The sequence below is a fragment of the Mycetocola sp. Y791 genome (assembly GCF_059445325.1).
The window spans coordinates 264,560-283,561 of the sequence record NZ_JCAIUC010000002.1 but is presented as its reverse complement, the minus strand read 5'-3'; the positions used below and the strand labels follow the sequence as shown (position 1 = coordinate 283,561).

General features: G+C 65.6%; 15 protein-coding genes and 1 pseudogene. 8 read left to right on the top strand and 8 right to left on the bottom strand.

From position 1 onward, the window contains the following. Positions 1-302 precede the first annotated feature (302 nt). Positions 303-3,170, top strand: a complete 2,868-nt coding sequence (locus AC1C2N_RS06180; protein ID WP_495433284.1) for a helix-turn-helix transcriptional regulator — start codon at positions 303-305, stop codon at positions 3,168-3,170. Positions 3,171-3,227: 57 nt separating this feature from the next. Here AC1C2N_RS06180 and AC1C2N_RS06175 read toward each other — a convergent pair whose 3' ends face one another. From AC1C2N_RS06175 to AC1C2N_RS06165, 3 genes are all read right to left on the bottom strand, one after another. Then, the gene (locus tag AC1C2N_RS06175) at positions 3,228-4,043 is read right to left on the bottom strand and encodes a DarT ssDNA thymidine ADP-ribosyltransferase family protein (protein ID WP_495433283.1); all 816 of its coding nucleotides are present in this window, start codon (positions 4,041-4,043) and stop codon (positions 3,228-3,230) included. A 341-nt stretch (positions 4,044-4,384) separates the two neighbouring features. Next, complete coding sequence (locus AC1C2N_RS06170; protein ID WP_495433282.1) at positions 4,385-5,500, bottom strand: alkene reductase; 1,116 nt, start codon at positions 5,498-5,500, stop codon at positions 4,385-4,387. A 725-nt stretch (positions 5,501-6,225) separates the two neighbouring features. Then, the gene (locus tag AC1C2N_RS06165) at positions 6,226-7,773 is read right to left on the bottom strand and encodes a deoxyguanosinetriphosphate triphosphohydrolase family protein (protein ID WP_495433281.1); all 1,548 of its coding nucleotides are present in this window, start codon (positions 7,771-7,773) and stop codon (positions 6,226-6,228) included. 299 nt (positions 7,774-8,072) lie between these two features. Between AC1C2N_RS06165 and AC1C2N_RS06160 the strand changes: the two genes are divergently transcribed. The 3 genes from AC1C2N_RS06160 (at position 8,073) to AC1C2N_RS06150 (ending at position 11,310) form a co-directional block, all read left to right on the top strand. After that, entirely contained in the window at positions 8,073-9,680 is a 1,608-nt protein-coding gene (locus AC1C2N_RS06160) for an HNH endonuclease signature motif containing protein (protein ID WP_495433280.1), read from the top strand. A gap of 214 nt (positions 9,681-9,894) precedes the next feature. Beyond that, entirely contained in the window at positions 9,895-10,344 is a 450-nt protein-coding gene (locus AC1C2N_RS06155; RefSeq protein ID WP_495433279.1) for a bleomycin resistance protein, read from the top strand. A 63-nt stretch (positions 10,345-10,407) separates the two neighbouring features. Further along, a complete protein-coding gene (locus tag AC1C2N_RS06150) occupies positions 10,408-11,310 on the top strand; it encodes a DUF4190 domain-containing protein (protein WP_495433278.1) in 903 nt (300 codons plus the stop codon). 59 nt (positions 11,311-11,369) lie between these two features. Here AC1C2N_RS06150 and AC1C2N_RS06145 read toward each other — a convergent pair whose 3' ends face one another. Continuing rightward, complete coding sequence (locus tag AC1C2N_RS06145; RefSeq protein ID WP_495433277.1) at positions 11,370-12,614, bottom strand: RNA polymerase sigma factor; 1,245 nt, start codon at positions 12,612-12,614, stop codon at positions 11,370-11,372. 11 nt (positions 12,615-12,625) lie between these two features. Beyond that, positions 12,626-13,057 carry a YciI family protein gene (locus tag AC1C2N_RS06140; RefSeq protein ID WP_495433276.1) on the bottom strand — a complete coding sequence of 144 codons (432 nt, stop codon included), beginning with the start codon at positions 13,055-13,057 and terminating at the stop codon, positions 12,626-12,628. A 313-nt stretch (positions 13,058-13,370) separates the two neighbouring features. Between AC1C2N_RS06140 and AC1C2N_RS06135 the strand changes: the two genes are divergently transcribed. Both AC1C2N_RS06135 and AC1C2N_RS06130 read left to right on the top strand, forming a co-directional pair. Then, complete coding sequence (locus tag AC1C2N_RS06135) at positions 13,371-14,276, top strand: sugar kinase (RefSeq protein ID WP_495433275.1); 906 nt, start codon at positions 13,371-13,373, stop codon at positions 14,274-14,276. A 10-nt stretch (positions 14,277-14,286) separates the two neighbouring features. Continuing rightward, positions 14,287-14,898, top strand: a complete 612-nt coding sequence (locus AC1C2N_RS06130) for a bifunctional 4-hydroxy-2-oxoglutarate aldolase/2-dehydro-3-deoxy-phosphogluconate aldolase (RefSeq protein WP_495433274.1) — start codon at positions 14,287-14,289, stop codon at positions 14,896-14,898. 37 nt (positions 14,899-14,935) lie between these two features. Here the strand turns inward: AC1C2N_RS06130 and murQ are convergent, their stop codons facing one another. Both murQ and AC1C2N_RS06120 read right to left on the bottom strand, forming a co-directional pair. Continuing rightward, positions 14,936-15,844, bottom strand: coding sequence for an N-acetylmuramic acid 6-phosphate etherase (gene murQ, locus AC1C2N_RS06125; RefSeq protein WP_495433273.1), 909 nt, complete (start codon positions 15,842-15,844; stop codon positions 14,936-14,938). 124 nt (positions 15,845-15,968) lie between these two features. Beyond that, complete coding sequence (locus AC1C2N_RS06120; protein WP_495433272.1) at positions 15,969-16,628, bottom strand: GyrI-like domain-containing protein; 660 nt, start codon at positions 16,626-16,628, stop codon at positions 15,969-15,971. 85 nt (positions 16,629-16,713) lie between these two features. Here AC1C2N_RS06120 and AC1C2N_RS06115 point away from each other — a divergent pair, with 85 nt between their 5' ends. Together AC1C2N_RS06115 and AC1C2N_RS06110 are read left to right on the top strand one after the other, a co-directional pair. Further along, positions 16,714-17,655: a hypothetical protein gene (locus tag AC1C2N_RS06115; RefSeq protein ID WP_495433271.1), complete on the top strand. Its 942-nt coding sequence runs from the start codon at positions 16,714-16,716 to the stop codon at positions 17,653-17,655. Positions 17,656-17,786: 131 nt separating this feature from the next. After that, a pseudogene (locus AC1C2N_RS06110) lies at positions 17,787-17,963 on the top strand (J domain-containing protein); the annotation flags it as partial. A gap of 234 nt (positions 17,964-18,197) precedes the next feature. Here AC1C2N_RS06110 and AC1C2N_RS06105 read toward each other — a convergent pair. Further along, positions 18,198-18,830 (bottom strand): hypothetical protein, encoded by a 633-nt coding sequence (locus AC1C2N_RS06105; RefSeq protein ID WP_495433746.1) that lies wholly within the window; start codon positions 18,828-18,830, stop codon positions 18,198-18,200. Positions 18,831-19,002 lie beyond the last annotated feature (172 nt).

The window sequence follows — 19,002 nt, the reverse complement described above, 5'->3', positions numbered from 1 at the left end:
CCCGACGAGGAGCCCTCCAGCGGCCGCTGCGCCGGCGAGCGCAGAAAAACGCCGACGTGTGAAACTTCCGTATGCCGAACGACTTTGTCTGGACATCAGTTCTCCTCGCGATGGTTCAACCACCTGATCTGAGTCGAGCATCCTCGGTGGCGGATCGAGACGCATCGGAGGAGAACCCTCAGAAGACGGCCATAACCCCTGAGATCCCGGCTCTCCCCCCGACGCGTGCAACTCGACGGGTTCGGGCGAGAAATGTCAGAGCCGCACTCGGTTACCGCCCGGATCGGTGCGAAAATGAGGCGATGGAGCCTCGAGAGGGCGTGCCACACTCGGTTCTCGTCGGTCGCGACGCGGAACTGACCCTCCTCGGCGCGCTTTTCGCCGACGCAGCGGCTGGTCACGCGGCGACGCTCCTGATCTCGAGTGATCCCGGTGTCGGCAAGACGGCGCTCGTGCGATCGGTGACAGGGCTCGGGGGAGCGGCCACCGAGCTCTACGGCACCTGCCTGCCGCTCACATCCCTCAGCGTCCCGTTCCTCGCCCTGCGCTCCGCCGTGCGCGATCTGGATCCCGGAGCCGGGCCCCCGCCGCCGCGATTGAGCGAAGCCACACCGAACGTACCGGAACTTGTCGACGCGTGGCTCAGCGAGCTGTGTGCGATCCGTCCCGTCGTCCTCACCGTCGACGATCTGCAGTGGGCGGATCAGAGCACTCTCGACGTCCTCATGTACCTCATCGCCGGAAGCCCCGAGCGGCAACTCCTCATCCTCGGCACCGTTCGTGATGGCGACTCGAACTTCAGGCTCCAGCGCTGGCTGGCTGACGTACGGCGGCTGCCCCGGATCACCGAACTCAGGCTTCGGCCCCTCGACCGCGTCTCGACGGGGGAGCAGGTAGCGGAGCTCCTGGGCGCGACGCCCCACCAGTCGCTGGTGGAGGAGGTCTTCGAACACACGCGAGGCAACGCCTACCTCACCCGTCTCGTCGTTGCGGGGCTGCCCGTCGATGCCCGTCACATCAGTGCCGACTTTCCGGACGATCTCCGCTCGGCCGTGCTGCAGTCCTGGCGTCGTCTCTCCGCCGATGCGCGCGGCCTGGCGCAGGTACTCGCCGTTCACGGGGGTCCGATCACCGCGGACGCGCTTCAAGCCGTCTCCGGGGTCGCTGAAGTGCAGCGCCTCCTCGCAGAGGCCGTGGACACACACACCATCGACGCGGCGCCGAACGGCACCTACTGGTTTCATCACCCACTCATCGCGGAGGTCCTGGAGCGCTCCCTGACCCCCGATTCCCGCCACCGATGGCACGCCCTCTTCGCCGACTACTACGAGCGTCAGCTCGCGAACGGCCCGCGCCCGATCGAAACCCTCGTCGCGGTTGCCGATCATCACGACCGTGCAGGGCACCTCGCTGAGGCCTTCGACTGGATGCTCAGTGCGGCGACCGAGGCTGGCGGGGCTGGTGGCCGCCCGGAGATGATGCGGCTGCTGAAGCGGGCGGTAGCTTTACGTCCGCTGGTTCCGGATGCCCCTGGCACCGCCCGTGACCTCCTCGAGCGTCTCCGAGGTGCGGCCGAAGCTGCCGGGGCACATGAAGCGGAACTCGCGTCCATCGAGCAACTGCTCGATGAACCGGGACTCGCTCCACTGGACATCGCTGAGCTGATGGTCCGCCGTATGCACCTGCGGTTCTCCACCGGGCGCGGCTTCCTGCCGGTCACTGAAGCGCAAGTCGCCGTCGATCTGGCGAGCGTCGACAGGTCGAGTTGGCAGTACGCCCTCACTCTCGCCGAACTCGCGCACGCCGAACTGTGGGCCGGAGTCGCCGGCGCTGGCGCGAAGGCCGCAAAGGCGCTGCAGCGAGCGTTACAGGTCGGGCATCCTCGCGCCATGTCGTATGCACGGACAGCGATGTCCATGGCAGCCCTGGTCGACCAGCGCAACGACGACGCTTACGTTCACGCGACGCGGGGACTCGAGGCAGCCATCGACGCGGGAGACTGGTGGGCGTACGTTCACGCCGCCCTCTGGGAGGCGAACGCCGTCGAGATCTGGACGGCGCCCCGGTTCGCGGATCAGGTGGGCTCCCGACGGGAACAACTCGCGCGGCTGGGCGCGCCACACACCTACGTTGCGTTCCTCGCTGCGGCAGAATCCTCATCCAGGCTTGCGTTCGGTGACTGGGCGGCGAGCCTCGACCGGCTGCGGCACGTCCTGGGTTCTGATCCAGGACCGGTCACGGATGCCAGCGCGCGGCTGACGGCCGCCCGCCTGGCCGCATGGCAGGGAAGCACCGCGGAAGCAGTGTCGCATCTGAGCCGCGCAGACGAACTGTTTCTCCAGACGCACCGGTTTCTGTCGTTTGCGTTCGACGCGGTCAGGGCAGAGGTTGCCCTTGCCAACGGCGACAATCTCGCTGCATTTACGGTCGCCATCGCGGGAGCGCGGTCGATCGGGCTCCCGCCGACAATGTGTGAGTGGTTGATTCCGCTCGCGGCGCGAGGCCTCGCCAATGAAATCGACGGGCGAAGGGACGCGGCTCAAGGAACCGACGAACTACTCGATCAGGTCGACGCGCTCGTCGAGGAATTCCCAGGGATCATCCGCGACGTCGGCGGACCGACACCCCTCTATGACCTGCAGTGCACGGCACTCGGCGCACTATATGCCGTAGAAATCGCGAGGGCGCGAGCACATTCCGATATTGGCATTCAATGGCTCGCTGTCGCCGATCAGTTCCGGGATGCCCTTTTGCCGTGGGAGGAGACCTACTGTTTATGGCGTGCCGGTGAGGCGTTGCTGACGCGGGGAGTCCACCATCGCGAGCGAGCAGCATCCGTTATTCGACGGGGGCTTCAGCTCAGTCAACAGCTCGGCGCGCGGCCACTGCACTCGCTGCTGCAGTCGCTGGCGGACACAGCGCGGATTCCGACGGCCGCCGTCGAGGAGTCGTCGGCGGTCGCGGATGCGGGATCACCGCTCTCCGGCCTGACCAGGCGGGAGAGGGAGATTCTCGATCACGTCGTCGCTGGCCGAACCTACGCCGAGATCGCGAGAGCGCTCATCATCAGCGAGAAAACGGTGAGCTCACACATCTCGAACCTGCTGCGCAAGACCGGGACCGTCAACCGCATCGACCTGGCGCGGCTCGCTACCCGCACCAGGGAGTGATCCGCCCCGGTGCGGGTAGCGAGCTTTGCGGGTCGCGAGGCTTAGCTGCCTGGAGGCCTAGAGGGCGCCTGCCGACTCGAACCACGGCGGGTGCGCAGCGACCTTGGCCTTATAGTCGGTGGACTCGAGCATGCCCTTGACGGCTTCGCGCACGGACACCGTGGCGACACCGATAACGGAAATGGCATCGAACGGAACACTGGTTTCGACGAGGACTTCTGCCTCGAGGATCGCGCCGGACTCTTCCTCGGTCCGAAGCTTGCGCAGCATCCGTTCGGCGCTGTCCTTGGTCGATTCCAGGCGGGTGACGGCACCGGAGGCGTCACCGTCAGTGACGACGATGTTGGAGTATCCGGGTTCGCTGACGTCGCGGACCTTCTTGATCGAGCTCACGAGGACGACGAAGTCGTTGACGGCGGAACCACGGGCTTCGCTCGAAAGCCGCGGGTCGCCGGCATCCGATCGGAGGCTTTCCCAGAGGCTGGCGTTCGGGCTCAGGAAGAACGGAACGTAATCGGCGACGGTCGCGGTGCCGCCCCGCGACACCAGGGTCGCACGGCGCTTCTCGCGGTTCTCGGCCGACGAGATATCGACGCGGGGATCTGCCGACACTGAGTCGGCGAGCAGGACGCCGGCGGCAAGCATCTTCTCGAGGTTGGAGATGTGCGTCACGTGATAGATGCGCAGCTCTTCGATGTCGATCGCGGAGACCGCTGCGGCCTTGGAGCCGGCCGTTGGGGCGGTACGCAGGCTGGTGGTGCGTGGTCGTGGTGCGCGCTTGGGTGGGGCGACGACCTTTGGTGCTGGTGGAGCTTTGGGGAAGCAGGTGGCACATGCTCCGTTTTCGAAGCCGTGCTTACATTCGTTGCTCAAGGCAAACCTTTCAGGAAAACGTGGCCTGCGCAGAGCGCCAGAGCGGGGGACTCGGTGCCACCTCTCTACGTTACGGGGTTTAGCTGGGCAATCGAACCCGACGCCGAACTCGCGGGTGGGTCGGGCGGTGGTCGGGGGCACGATCGGGCGGGATCGCGCGGATACCGCCACCACGCGAAAACACCCGTTCCGGTCGAGATCACCCGGTACAACGGATGTTTTCGACCGGAACGGGTGTTCTCGGCGAGGAGGGAGCGGCGCAGCTCAGCTGCCACTCAGCCAGCGCTCAGGCTCGGCGCACTGCCCGGTTGGCGGGCTGCACCCTCGGCCCCTGGCGGGACTCAAGCGCCCGCGAGTGCCGATTCCTGTGCGTCTTCGCCCTGAGCGTCGCCGAGGCGCGGGTAGTCGGTGTACCCGAGAGCGCCCTCGCCGTAGAACGTGCCCGGGTTGGGCTGGTTCTCCGGGTGCTCTCCCTGCCAGCGGGCAACGAGGTCCGGGTTCGCGATGGCCATGCGGCCGATGGCGACGGCATCCGCGTGTGACGAATCGATGAGCGCAATCGCCTCATCGCGTGTCGTCACCGTGCCGAAGCCGCTGTTTGCGATGAGCTTGCCGCCGAACCGGGTGCGAAGGCCCTGCACGAGCTCGCCCGTCGGTTCGTTGTGCAGCACGCTGAGGTACGCGAGCCCGAGTGGCTTGAGGCCGTCCATGAGCGCGCCGTAGGTCGCGGTGACATCGGCCTGGTCGGTCTCGAGTGCGTCCTGGATGTTGTGCGACGGAGAAATACGGATGCCTACGCGGCCTGCGCCGACGGCATCCGCTACGGCTGTGGTCACGTCGAGAACGAAGGCGGCGCGGTTCTCGGGCGATCCGCCGAATGCGTCGTCGCGCTGGTTCGAGGCGGGGGAGAGGAACTCGTGGAGGAGGTATCCGTTGGCGGAGTGCACCTCGACGCCGTCGAATCCGGCCTCGATCGCGCGAACTGCAGCGGCGACGAACTCGTCGCGGACGGCGGTGAGCTCGTCGGCGGTCAGCGCGTGGGGGACAGGGAACGGGAGCTTGCCCTGTGGGGTGCGCACATCGCCGTTGATCGCGATAGCGCTTGGGGCGACGATGCGGTCGGTGCGGGTGATCGCGGTGTGGCTGACGCGTCCGCCGTGCATGAGCTGCATGACCATGCGTCCGCCCTCGGCGTGGACAGCGTCGGTCACCGTGCGCCAGGCGGCGACCTGGGCGTCGGTGACGATGCCCGGCTGGCCCCAGAATGCGCGTGACTCTTCGCTCGTGTAAACGCCCTCGGAGATGATGAGGCCGAGGGTGGCTCTCTGCGCGTAGTGTTCGACGACCAGGTCACCAGGGACACCGTCTTCGCCGGATCGAACCCGGGTCAGTGGTGCCATCACAATGCGGTTGGCGAGGTGGAGATCTCCGAGCGAAACGGGCGAGAACAAGTCCATAGAGTGAGAGCCTTTCGTTGTGGCCTGCTGGTGCGAGGCCTCCTAGGGCCAACGGGGTCCCGGCGGCGCGTATTCCTCCGGTGGGGGAGTCGGGCGTGTCGGCGCCGGGGCACGCGGCATCCGCTCCCCTGACGCAAAAGCACCCCTTAACGGCCCAAACCGTGCATTGGAGACCGCTGAGCCGCGGATGCCGCACGCTCGGGCCCACAGCACCCGTTCAACTGACGCAAAAGCAACACTCAACCGCAGAAACCATGCATTCGCGGCCACCGAAGCGGCGGATGCCGCGGGGCGGGACCCACAGCATCCGTTCAACTGACGCAAATGCACCGATCAACGGCGGAAACCATGCATTTGCGACGGCTGAAGCCCCGGCGGCGGCGGAAGCGGAAGCCGGGCCCACAGCACCCGTTCGACTGACGCAAATGCACCCCTCAACGGCGGAAACCGTGCATTTGCGACCGCCGAACCACGGATGCCACACGCTCGGGCCCACGGCATCCGTTCAACTGACGCAAATGAACCGTTCTGCGGCGGAAACCATGCATTTGCGACCACTGAAGCCCCGGCGGCGGAAGCGGCGGGCCGGGCGCACAGCACCCGTTCAACTGACGCAAATGCACCGATCAACTGTGAAAACCGCGCATTTGCGACCACTGAACCTGCGGATGCCGCATGGCCGCGACCACCGAACCCGCGGCATCCGGCCCGGAGCAACCGCCGCGCTACAGCCCGCGGCCGGACTCCCACAGGTTGTCGGAAGTGCCACTGATGAGCGTGGCAACCGAGATCGCCTGGGCGTCGGTGAGCGACGCGACGTAGTCGATGACCGCACGCGCCTGGCCGAGTCTGGCGACTTCCGCCACTCCCGTCAGTACGCCTGCCGAGGTGAAGAACTCGGGTGAGGCATCCCGTAACTGGCGGTACTCCTCGGTTGCCGCTTCGACCGAGTCGAGCAGCCTGCGCGGGGCCCTGGCGGCGTCGGCCGGGTCGTTGAGCCAGCCGTGGAAGCCGTCGACGAGGGCCTCGATCACGCGGGACTGGCCGCGCTGGAACACGGCGAGGTCGGGCCGGTCGAGCACGAACCGGGTGTGGACGAACTTGAGAACTACGACGTCGTGCCAGGCCTGACGGCTCAATCGCACGTGACCACTGCGGATGTTCGGCTCACGCTCAACCCGAATCGAGCTCTTGAGCCTGTCGATCCAGCGCCGGGTGAATGCGGAAACCGCGCGATCAGCCTCGAGTCCGCCATCGTATGGAATCGTGAGGAGCCCCTCGACGAGATCGCTCGTGACGCGATCGACCGCGTTGCGGAAGGCATCCGCATCGGCGATCCAGGCATCCTTCGCCTGCACCTGTCGCCACGCAGCTTCGAGCGAGTGACCGGGGATGCGGCGAACCGCAAGCTCCGAGGCATCCAGCGCCGCAAGTGCCGACTGGGAGGCAAGCCAGCCACTGAGCTCGGCCGACACCGAGGTGTACTGCAGCACTCCTGCGCGATAGAAGTCGTCGAGGTCGTGCACCGAGTACGCGATGTCGTCTGCGACATCCATGACCGAGCATTCGAGGGTCTGCTGGTGCTGGGCAATGGCGGGGAAGACGTCGAGAACCTCGGCCATTTCGCGGGCGTCGACCGAGTAGGCGGAGAACTTGAGGGCGCCGTTGGCCATGTCCGAGCCGACGCCACGGGGAAGATCTTCGGCAGGGCGGGGGCGGATGCTGCGCCATTCGTTGCGTGTCCACGGATACTTCAGCACGGCAGCGCGCACCGCTTTGGTGAGGTTGAGGCCGCGGGGGGTGGCGTCGCAGCTGTCGAGAGCGGTGAGGATGCGGAAGGTCTGAGCGTTGCCCTCGAACCCGTCGGGCAGGCCGAGTTTCTTGCGGGCAATGCGGTCGAGGACCTGTTCACCGAGGTGCCCGAACGGCGGGTGCCCGAGGTCATGCGCTGCGGCGGCGGCCTGGACGACGACAGGGTCACAACCGCCGAGATCCTCAATGGTGTCGCGAACGTGGTCCGGCGCCTCACGGAATCCCACGGCGATCGATCGCGCAACGGCCGACACCTTGAGCGAGTGGGTGAGCCGGTTGTGCACGACGGTGCCCGAACCGGCCTGAGGAATCACCTGGGTCACTGCCGAGAGGCGTGAGAAGTACGGAGAGAACCTGATGCGTTCGACGTCGACGCGGAATTCGTCTTCGATGTCGGTGTGCGGCTCGGGGATCGTGCGGTCGCGGCCGCCTCCGGTGTGGGACTTTGGGTAGCTCAGCATGGTGTCGCCAGCCTAGCCGCGCGGCGCTGGGCCGGTAGGCCGGTTGGTCCTGCGCCGTCGTGAGGTGTATGCATCCGTTTCGTTCCGGTATGGAAGAACGGATGCCGTCTCCTCCGGCATCATTGGAGCGGGCAGCCCCAGCGACTGGGGCTGAGTTCGACGTTGCGGAACACCCTTACAAGGCAGGCAGACGTCCGCCATCCCTGCACAAAAGTTATTTTCGAGAAACTGTCCACAACCAGCCGTTTTACGGGGTTTTTTGACCCTCCAGTGTCGGTGGTTGGTCGGAGAATTTACTTATGGAAGACCTGCTGGAACCATCCGACGAGGCCTATGACGACGGTGATTTTGCCGAGCGGCCATATGCGGCGGTTCTCGCGGATGCCTGCAGTGCGATGGTCGACGAGGTCGCCGTAATGGAGCGCACCGCGGCGCGCCAGAAGGCGTGGCAGGTCGAGGTCATCGACGATGCGCGTCGGCTGGCCGAGGTCACCGAGCACGGTTTGCTCACCGTGGGGTCGACGCTATCGGCCGTCCAGCGTTATGAAATGGTGCGGCGCAATCTCGTCGCGGAGCTTGCCTGCGCATTGCGGATGCCTGAGGTCACCGTCGACCGGATGCTCACGACAAGTCAGGCCCTCATGCAGCGGTTGCCGGCCACAATGGCTGCGCTGCGAGCGGGCGATATTTCCTACCGTCATGCGGAGGTGCTTGTCGATCAGGCCAGCACCCTCTCCGATGACGCAGCGCTCCTGCTGGAAAGTGGGGCGCTGCCGATCGCGAAGACGGTTACCGTTTCGAAGCTCAGGGTAAAGGCGAAGGCGCTGCGAGAACGGCTTGACCCCGACTCCATTGCTGAGCGGGTTGTCCGGTCGGCGCAGGATCGTCGGGTCGAGTTCATCCCCGCCGACGACGGAATGGCCTGGCTCAACCTCTACACGACGGCGCCCGAGGCGACGTCGATCTTCACGGCGGTCCGCGACCATGCTTTGGCGCTGCACAACCCGGATGATCCGCGCACGCTGGCGCAGCTCTCGGCCGATGTCTGTGCCGATGCGCTGTCTGCGGCACTGGCTGGCGAGCTCGGTGGGTTTAGCGGGGAAGAACACGGAAAGTCCGGCAAATCGGGAAAGTCGGGCAAGTTCGGAAAGTTCGCCGACCAGGGCGAGTTCGGCGTTCAGGGAGAGTTCGGGTCCTCCGGCACGAGAGGCGCTACCGGCTCAACGACTGCATTCCGGCGGATTCGCCCGAGCGTGACGGTGACGGTACCGGCACTGACGCTGCTTGGAGCCAGCGATGAGCCGGGCCACCTCGAGGGATACGGACCGATCGATGCGGAGACCGCCCGCGCCCTCGCGGGGCAATCGAACACCTGGTACCGGCTGCTCACCGACCCGACAACAGGAACCCCGCTCAGCCTCGACAGCACGACCTATCGACCGAGCGGCGCGATGAAGCGGTTCCTCCGCTATCGCGATGGAACCTGCCGGTTTCCCGGCTGCAATCGCGCGGCGAAGCACTGCGACATCGATCACACGAAAGCTGCGGAGTTCGGCGGCCCCACGGAGTGCGACAACCTCTCGCACCTCTGCCGGAAACACCACCGGCTGAAGCATCAGACCACGTGGAAGGTAAAGCAGACCGGCTCCGGCATTCTCGAGTGGACCTCTCCCGGGAATCGCACCTACGCCACCGAGCCGGCTGTACTGTTCCCGCCCGGTGCTCCACCACCCGTTGGAGACGGCTCCGCTCCGCCGCCCCCGCCGCTAACAACACCAGCACCCCCACCACCAGCACCGGATGCCGCGTCGCCGGGGCACGTTTCCTCGCCACTGGGTGACTTCTCCGCACCGGCAGCTGATGCCGATGCCGATGCCGATGCCGATGCCGATGCACCACCGTTCTGACCTCCGGGCGATGGTCCAGTGATCGTTGGCAGAGGGCGGTGAAGGCGATAGGGCACCGCAATCCAGGCATCCGTAACCCGGCACGAGCGCTGGGCATACCTACCGGCATCCGTAACCGGTGCTGCGTGCTCGGCATACGTAACGGCATCCGAGCCCCGAGCGCAGGTCACCGGTCACAGGTCACCGGTCACCGGTCACCGCCATACTGAGGAGCATGCCCCAGCACGATGAATCCGCACCGCCGAGTCTGGTTCCTGAGCTCTTGATTACGGACCTCACGACCAGCCTCCGCTTCTGGGTCGACATCTGCGGGTTCAAGGTTCTCTACGACAGGCCGGAAGAAGGGTTCGCCTATCTCCACCTGGGTTCGGCGCACGTCATGCTCGACCAGATCGGGCTGGGTCGGGACTGGGTCACAGATAGCCTCGAGCGTCCGCTGGGTCGCGGCGTTAACTTCGAGATCGCTGTGCCATCAATCGACAGCGTTGCGGATCGCTGTGCCGACGCCAGTTGGCCACTGTTCCTCGAGCCTGAAACGCGGTGGTACCGCACCTCTGACGGCGAGATTGGCGTGCGCCAGTTTCTCGTCCAGGATCCGGATGGCTACCTGCTCCGCTTCACCTCCCGGCTCACCGCGCCCTTCCCCGAACGCGTGGCACCCTAAGTCGGGGTGACCGAAACCGCTGCTCAGCCGATAAATGCGAGACGCGGCGGGCACAATCGAGTAATGCCTGATTCACAGCAACCACCCGCCCAACAGCCAGCTTTTCCTGACTCGCCGCATGGCGCTCAGACCCAGCCGAACACCGGGATGCAGTACCCGCCAGCCGCTCCGTCAGCCAAGCCGGGAAACGGCGTGGGCATTGCCGCACTGGTCGTTGGAATCGTCGCCCTTGTTGGCGCTTTCATCCCCTTCATCAACTACGTCTCCGGATTTCTCGCGGCGGTTGGCATCGTGCTCGGCATCATTGCCGTTGTCCGCAAGAACAAGCCAAAAAAGGCGGGCCTTGCCGGTCTGATCGTTTCCGTCATCGCGCTGATCCTGTCGATCGTTCTCGCCATTTCCTACACCGCTGGTTTCATCGGCGCAGTCGATGAGGCTATGCCGCAGTCCAGCCTCCAGGAGTCAGAAGACGAAGCCGCTGCTCCTGCTGACGAGGCGGAGACGGACGCGTCAGCCGAGGTCGGTACTCGCGAGAACCCCGCACCGATCGGCACCACCGTCGAATTGACGAGTGGTGGAGCCCCGAACTATGAGGTCACACTGGGAGCTCCTACCCTGGATGCGACGGCCATCGTCGCGGCAGCGAACCAGTTCAACGAAGCCGCACCCGCCGGATTCCAGTACGCGGTCGTTCCTGTCACCGTCACCTATGTCGGCACGGAGACCGGAACGCCGTGGATCGACCTGAACATCGCATTCGTCTCTGCCGCTGGCACCACTCACGATGAGGCAGACACACTGGCGGTCGGACCCGCACCGACCTTCACGGAGATCAACGAGCTGTACCCGGGCGCGAGCGGCACGGGAAACATCGTGATCGCAATTCCCACCGCGGACGCGGCCAGCGGAGCCTGGACTGTCGAGCCCCTCTTCCTGGGCGACGCCTTCTTCTTCGCCGCCCAGTAATAAACAGCACGAAAAAAGGGTCGAGCATCGCGCTCGACCCTTTTGCGCTTCACGGAACCTCACAGCGCCGCCGCCTTCGCGAGCAACACGTCCCGCTGACGCGAATTCGCCGTCAGCGCCGCCGCCGTCGCAAACTCTGACCGCGCCTCCTGCACCCGACCCAGCTGAGCAAGCAACTCTCCGCGCACACTCGGCAACAGATACGAGCCACGAAGCGCGCCCTCGTCGGCCAACTGATCAACGATGATCAAAGCGGATGCCGGACCGGTCGCCATCGAGACAGCGGCAGCCCGGTTCAGCTCGACGACCGGATTGGGAGCAATTCGCCCCAGAGCTTCGTAGAGCAGCACGATCCGCTCCCAATTCGTGTCGGCGACGCTGACTGCCGTCGCATGGCACTCGGCGATCGCGGCCTGAAGTGCATAGGGTCCACGCCCACGACCGGCCGCATCGGCACGGTCCAGCGCGGCGCTGCCACGGGCGATCTGGGCTCGATCCCACCGGCGTCGATCCTGGTCGGCCAGGAGGATTGGCGCTCCCTCCCGATCGACCCGCGCCGCAAACCGCGACGCCTGGAACTCCATCAACGCAACGAGCCCATGCACTTCGGGCTCCTTCGGCACCAGGCCGGCCAGGATCCGTCCCAGCCGCAACGCCTCGTTCGCCAGGTCTGCTCGCAACCACCGGTCACCCGAGGTCGCCGCATACCCCTCGGTGAAGATCAGATAGAGAACACCAAGTACGGCAGACAGTCGCTCCCGCCACTCACTCGGGTCGGGTACCTCGAACGGCACGTTCGCCGCCGAGAGCGTTTTCTTCGCCCTAACAATCCTCTGCTGGATCGTCGCAACCAGCACGAGGAACATTCGCGCGATCTCCTCAGTGGTGAGACCACCCACGATGCGCAGCGTCAAGGCGATCTGCCCCTCACGGCTGAGTACGGGATGGCACGCGGTGAAAATCAGACGCAAGACGTCGTCATCGATCGGCTCCCAGGCATCCGCTGCCATTCCCTCACCATCGGAGAGTTCCTCAAGGGTGTGGGCCATCGCTCGGTAGCGCTCATCGAGACGTTCACGCCGACGCCAGCCGTCGATGGCCTTCCGTTTCGCGACGGCGGTCAGCCACGCCGCCCCGTTCCGCGGTACACCGGATTCGGGCCACGAGGCGAGCGCGTCAACGATCGCCTCCTGCGCGAGATCCTCGGCCAGACCGAGGTCGCCCGTGACCCTGGCCAGCGTTGCGACGATCTTCGCACCCTCGATGCGCCAGAGTGCATCGAGGGTGCGCTTCACGTCTGTCATGTCACACCCGCTCAGGCCAGCTGCTCGCCATGTTCAGCCCGCCACACCGCTTCCTGTTTCATGGCGGGAGTGTCTGCGTACTCGGCGAAGTCGCTCATCTCGGTAACCCGACGAACCTCGATCTTCGATCCCGGCCCGAGCGGAACCCGACTCGCCCACTCGGCGGCCTCCTCCTTCGAAGCCACCTGGATGATCCAGAACCCGTTGAAGAGTTCATGGGTTTCACCGTAGGGGCCGTCAGTGACGACGGGGGTGTCGGTCGAGAAGTCGACGACGAAGTTATCGGTCATGTCGTCGGCGAGCCCATCGCCGCCAAGCAGAACCCCGGCCTTGATGAGTGACTCGTTGTATGCGCCCATCTCCTCGAGGATTTCCTCGAACGGCCGTGACTGATAAGCCTTCTTCGCCTCGTCGGTCGACCGCATGATCAGCATGTACTTCATCAGATTCTCCCTTCGCTTGTCGGCGCCGGTTGCGCCTTCTACTCAAGACGTCGAATGAGTTGCGAGCGGATCGACACGGTCAGGAAAATTGGCCCGGCGAAGAAAGACGGATGCCGTCGAAGAGCAACGGATGCCGCCGGTCGCCATTTCGAATCCCCGCATCATCCGATCATCGCGCGTGAGGCGAGCGTGCAAAAGGCCCCGCCGACCGGGGCACACAACCCGTCATGGCCGCCGCCCTCACACACGCCCAACGGAGCTCCGGCCCCGCACGTCGTTGCAGCATCCGCCCGCATCGAACATAGTTGGGGGCATGCACAGCGTCGCGCAGCCCACCGTGATCACCCTCGGCGAAACCATGGTGCTCGTGACACCTGTCGAGTCGGAGCCGCTCGAAACCGCACCCGTCTTCCACCTCGACGTCGGCGGTGCTGAGTCAAACGTCGCGTCGCATCTCGCAGCGCTCGGACACCACGCGGCGTGGGTCGGCCAGTTCGGCAACGATGCTCTGGGGCGACGCGCTGCACGCCAGATCGGTGACCACAACGTCGACACGCGCTGGGTGACCGTCGACGACTCGGCTCCGACCGGCGTCTACTTCAAAGACCCGGGCAACGGCGTCCTCTACTTTCGTCGCGGATCCGCGGCATCCCGGATGGGGCCCGACACCGTGGCCCACGTCCCCCTGGAAGACGCGGCCCTCGTGCACCTCTCGGGCATCACCCCGGCACTCTCGGACAGTTGCGCGGCCCTCGTCGACGCGGTTCTGGAACGGATGAGGGATGCCGCTGGCCAGGTCAGCTTCGACGTCAACTTTCGTTCGGGCCTGTGGGATGTTGCCGCCGCCGCACCCCTGCTGCTCGACATCGCACGCCGAGCCGACCTCGTCTTTGTCGGTCTCGACGAAGCCCACACCCTGTGGGGTGCGACCACTCCCGACGACGTGCGGGCACTGATTCCGGCGCCGATGCTGGTCGTGAAGGATGGTGACGTCGGCGCCACCGAGTACGACCGGGACGGGTCGGTCTTTGTCGAGGCGATCCCGAGCATGGTCGTCGAGGCCGTCGGCGCTGGCGATGCCTTCGCCGCGGGCTACCTCGGCGCGCTTCTCACCGGTGCGTCCTCCTCCGAGCGTCTCCGCGCCGGGCACGAACGTGCGGTACTCGTCCTCCAGTCCACCCTCGATGTTCCGCTCGCCGCCGAGCGCTCCCACTCCTGAAAGGACCGGCATGCCAGAAAAGTCGATCGAATCGCTCACTCAACTCTTTGAGGGGCAGCGCCTGATGGCCATCCTGCGCGGATTCGGCGTCGAACGCAGTGTCGCGCTCGCAACCAGGGCCTGGGACCTCGGCATCGACTGCGTCGAGGTCCCCATCCAGTCCCAGACGGATCTCGATGCCCTGCGAGCTGTCGTCGCTGCGGGCGCCGAGCGCGGCAAGGTTGTGGGAGCCGGCACCGTTCTGTCGACCGTGCATGTTCAGCAGGCAGCGGATGCCGGTGCGGCGTTCACGGTCAGCCCCGGTTTCGATATCAACGTGGTGACGGCATCCATTGCGGCAGGAATGCCGACGCTTCCCGGCGTCGCGACCCCGACGGAGGTGCAGACCGCTGTCGCTGCGGGACTGACCTGGGTGAAGGCGTTTCCGGCGTCGGAACTCGGACCCGGCTGGTTTTCGGCGATGAAGGGGCCATTTCCCGCAGTGAAGTTCGTCGCGACCGGTGGCATGGACGCGACCAACGCCCAGCAATTCCTCGATGCTGGGGCGAGCATCGTTGCCGTTGGCTCGGCTCTCGACGACCCGACGCAGCTGGACCAGCTCGGCGCGATCGTTCGCGGCTGACGGGTTGGCGGGCCAGCTGGCGGCGCTTGGCTCGCGGCTACTCGCCCAGCGCGGTGCGGAGCCGACCGCCCGCGTCGGACAACCGCTGCTCGGCAGCGGGGCGATCGACTCCGAGCCGCAGCATCACCGCAGCGATCTTGACGTTGAAGCCGACGGATTCGAGGGTCGCCGCCGCGACAGGCCGGTCCACCCCGGCGATCGCCGAGACCATGCCGGTCGCGCGTTCCCGCAGCTTGTGGTTGCTCGGGTTGAGGTCGACCATGAGGTTGCCGTAGGTCTTGCCCTGCTGCACCATCACGATGGTCGAAAACATGTTGAGGACGAGTTTCTGCGCGGTGCCCGCCTTGAGCCGGGTGGATCCCGCGAGCACCTCAGGACCGACGGCAACCTCGATCGCGTGCGCCGCAACGGCACTGAGCGGGGTGTCGAGGTTGCAGGACAACCCCACGGTGAGCGCGCCGAGCTCGCCAGCGCGGCGAATGGCAGCGATGACGTAGGGAGTCCGGCCGCTCGACGCGATGCCGATGACGGTGTCATTCGGGGTGATGCCAGCCTCGTCCATCGCGGCCGAACCGGCGGTCTCATCGTCCTCAGCCCCCTCAGCGGGGTGAACGATCGCGGACGGGCCACCGGCAATGATTCCCACCACGAGTGAGGGCGGGGTGCCAAATGTGGGTGGGCATTCAGAGGCGTCGAGGATGCCGATGCGTCCTGGAGTGCCGGCGCCAACGTAGAGTAGGCGGCCGCCACGCGACATCCGCTCGCTTGCCGCTTCGATAGCGGGTGCGATTTGGGGGAGTGCGCGGGCAACGGCGGCGGGGACCTCGGCATCTGCGGCGTTCATCATGGCGGCCAATTCGGCCACGGACATCCGGTCGATGTCGCTGTACCGGGAGTCGACGGATTCGGTCGCGAGGCTGGCCAGGTGTTCGTTTAGTGTGCTCATCGTCGGGCAGCGTCTCCATGCGTAGGATGCTGTGAGCGATGCGGCAGCTGGCCGCACGCGGCAGCATCGCCGGTCTCGTGATAGCCAAAGTGTACGGGGCAGACGGCCCGGCTAATCATCGTGCTCACGCCGGCCGGACCGGCTGCCGCAGGATCGTCTTGAGCTTCGCGGATGCCGTCCGGCGAGGATCGCTGAGGTAGATCTCGTGGTGATCACCGTTGAAGGTGAGGCCGTTGGCCGACATGAATTCGTCGTGCAGCTTCGCGAGCGTGGGGGCTTCGTCGTCATACGAACCGATGTGCAGAATCTGCACGGACGCACCCTCGGTGAGCTCGAGCAGACGAAGCTGATCGACCGCGGGGATGCCTTTCTTCGTCTTCGTTGCCGCGATGGCGGCATCCGTTATTTCAGTCGTGATCCAGTCGGGCTGGCTGATCATCATGGTCCAGTCCCAGGCATCCTTCTGCCGCTGGGTGAAGACCGCCGGGTCGTCGGCGCGCCACAGCCCCTCCAGCGGTGCAACGACGAAGTCGCGGCCGAGCGCCTTCTTGCTCGCGAACTTCACCGCGTAAGCGACGGGGTAGAGCGCTTCGATCGCCGCGGCGTACTCCGGTGAGGTGTTTGGGTCTCCGTGTCCGTCGATCGCGAGGTACTGCATCCGTGGCACGTCGACGATCGAGAAGTCCTTTGACGAGGGCGAATACAGCTCTTTGAGGGCCACCTTGACGTCGTATTTGTCCACGTTCATTCCGTTCGCGATTCGACTCAGCTGAAGCTGACCCACGGGCCGAGTCTGACAGCGCGTTGCGCGTGACGGAACCCACGCTTGTCCCTTTTTTAGACGCACAGGGCGGCCTAGGCTTCCGGTCATGACCGTGACCGACTGGCTGCTCGAATCCGACCCCGCGATCCGCTGGCAGGTGATGAACGACCTGCTCGAGGAGCCGGCCGAGGCGGTGGCCGCCGAGCGGTCCCGCGTCGCGACTGAGGGGTGGGGTGCGCGGCTTCTCGCGTTGCAGTCTCCGGACGGGCAGTGGGATGGCGGCACCTACGACCTAGCCGAGGAGACCGATCCGGAGGCGCCGGGCCAGCCCTGGACCGCCACCCACCACACCCTCGTTCTGCTCCGTGAGCTGGGCCTCGACCCGGCGAGCGCCGAAGCCCGCATCGCGATTGAGCGCGTGCGGGAACACAGCAGGTGGGAGCACGACGACGAGAAATACTTCGACGGCGAGGTCGAGCCGTGCGTCAACGGCCTGGTGGTCGCGATTGGTGACTACTTCGGTGAAGGCGTGCAGCCTCTCGTCGATCGGCTCCTCGGCGAGCAGCTCGACGACGGCGGTTGGAACTGCGACGCCGAGCGCGGCTCCACCCGGTCGTCATTTCACACGACGATCTGCGTGCTCGAGGGCTTGTTGCAGCACGAGCGGTCGCGGGGCGCATCCACCGAAGTGTCTGCGGCACGTCGACGAGGGGAGGAGTACCTCCTCGAACGACGGATGCTCCGGCGCCTATCGACGGGAGAGGTCGCCGACCTCGATTTCACCCGCTTTTCATTCCCGACCCGCTGGTTCTATGACGTGCTGAGGGGTCTCGACTACTTCCGGAGCACCGGCGGAACACCGGACCCGAGACTGGACGAGGCACTCGACCTGGTCGAGAGCAAGCGCGGTGCCGACGGGCGCTGGTCATTCGAGAACCCGCATCCGGGCAAAGTGCACTTCGAGCTGGAATCGGGGGGCGAGCCCAGCCGGTGGGTGACGCTGCGTGCGTTGCGCGTACTCGAGTGGGCCGGTAGCGGAAAGCGCTAACCAGTTCCGTTACCACTCACATTCACGGCCACCGCAGTCGAACCTCGTAGGAGGCGCGCCCCGCATTGGGGCATGCCCCGTTCATCGCCTCCACTCTAGATTTGGGTGTCGCTGCCGGACGAGGGGGTCATATGAGTCGGGAGACCCACTACGACGTGCTCGGCGCACCGCGCACCTCAACTCCCACCGAGCTGAAACTGGCTTACCGGCGAGCGCTCCGCACCAGTCATCCCGATGTCGGGGGATCGGCCGAGGGCTTCCGCCTGGTGCAGGCCGCATGGGATGTGCTGAGCAACTCAGAACGCCGTGCTGAGTACGACCGTCTGCACATGCCGCAGGCTTCTGCACCACCCCGAGCTCCGACATCCGCTCCACCTCAAGGCTCGACTCGTCGAGAGCGCAGCTCGTCACGGCGTGCCGGTGGACGGGCATCCGCACCCCACCCAAACGAGAACGCGACGCCGACATTTGCAACTACACATGGGCATCCGGGTGGGAGTTCGCGGGCAAGATACCTCGACCTCGCTCGCGACTGGATGCTCTCACCGCGACCGCCAAGCGCGCCCGCAAAGCCACCGCGGATCCGACACGCGCAGGACCGGTTCCTGCACATGTGGGGTGTCGTTTGCCTGCAGCTCTTCTTGCCGTTCGCGGCAATCGCGGCCGTTTTCGCTGCTGTCGCGGCGGCCACGGGTAATCTGCCCATAATCCCGGCATATGCGCTGTTCCCGGTACTGCGACAAGTCGCGCTCAACATACTTTCTGTGGCCTTTGTCTGTGGAGGCATTGTTGCGACGATGAGGCTGTTCACGAGCGAGAAACGTGCTGAAGTTCGACGGGTCCGGTTGAGCAATCGAAACATCTATTCGGTCGCCAAGAATCAATTCGCCGCTGATCTGGCGAATCGTCCGGCCGACCCGGGGATGTTCCTTCACTCGCCATTCGCCGCGGACTCGGTGAGAATCGCGCCGAGTCACGCGCGGGTTCACCTCGAGCGGGCGCTGGCGCAGGAGGCAATAGCAACCGCGTTGAAATCCCTCAGTGCTGAATTCACGGTGTGGCACGACATTCAACTCGGGGAGGCGCAGGTGTATGCGTCGCACCTTGTCGTCGGCCCGCAGGGTCTTTTCCTCGTGGAACCGCTGACAGAGCGGCAGCGAATCGATGCCGATCACATCGGGCGGATTGCAGCAGCCATTGGAGTGGCGGAAGCCTCCGGGGTCCTATTCGTTGACGTAGCTCCGGGGGCCGTCAATGCGCCGCCGGCAAAGCTCGGTGAATGGCCAGCGCACGCGTGGCGTGTCGGTACCACCCGACTCGCACCGTTACTCGGTGCTGGAATCTTTG

Bases quoted from the DNA above. Each gene is read 5' to 3' on its own strand.
- AC1C2N_RS06115 (WP_495433271.1), top strand. From the start codon at position 16,714: ATGACCGTGACCGACTGGCTGCTCGAATCCGACCCCGCGATCCGCTGG.
- AC1C2N_RS06135 (WP_495433275.1), top strand. From the start codon at position 13,371: ATGCACAGCGTCGCGCAGCCCACCGTGATCACCCTCGGCGAAACCATG.
- AC1C2N_RS06130 (WP_495433274.1), top strand. From the start codon at position 14,287: ATGCCAGAAAAGTCGATCGAATCGCTCACTCAACTCTTTGAGGGGCAG.
- AC1C2N_RS06165 (WP_495433281.1), bottom strand. From the start codon at position 7,773: ATGCTGAGCTACCCAAAGTCCCACACCGGAGGCGGCCGCGACCGCACG.
- AC1C2N_RS06180 (WP_495433284.1), top strand. From the start codon at position 303: ATGGAGCCTCGAGAGGGCGTGCCACACTCGGTTCTCGTCGGTCGCGAC.
- AC1C2N_RS06155 (WP_495433279.1), top strand. From the start codon at position 9,895: ATGCCCCAGCACGATGAATCCGCACCGCCGAGTCTGGTTCCTGAGCTC.
- AC1C2N_RS06150 (WP_495433278.1), top strand. From the start codon at position 10,408: ATGCCTGATTCACAGCAACCACCCGCCCAACAGCCAGCTTTTCCTGAC.
- AC1C2N_RS06145 (WP_495433277.1), bottom strand. From the start codon at position 12,614: ATGACAGACGTGAAGCGCACCCTCGATGCACTCTGGCGCATCGAGGGT.
- murQ (WP_495433273.1), bottom strand. From the start codon at position 15,844: ATGAGCACACTAAACGAACACCTGGCCAGCCTCGCGACCGAATCCGTC.
- AC1C2N_RS06140 (WP_495433276.1), bottom strand. From the start codon at position 13,057: ATGAAGTACATGCTGATCATGCGGTCGACCGACGAGGCGAAGAAGGCT.
- AC1C2N_RS06170 (WP_495433282.1), bottom strand. From the start codon at position 5,500: ATGGACTTGTTCTCGCCCGTTTCGCTCGGAGATCTCCACCTCGCCAAC.
- AC1C2N_RS06160 (WP_495433280.1), top strand. From the start codon at position 8,073: ATGGAAGACCTGCTGGAACCATCCGACGAGGCCTATGACGACGGTGAT.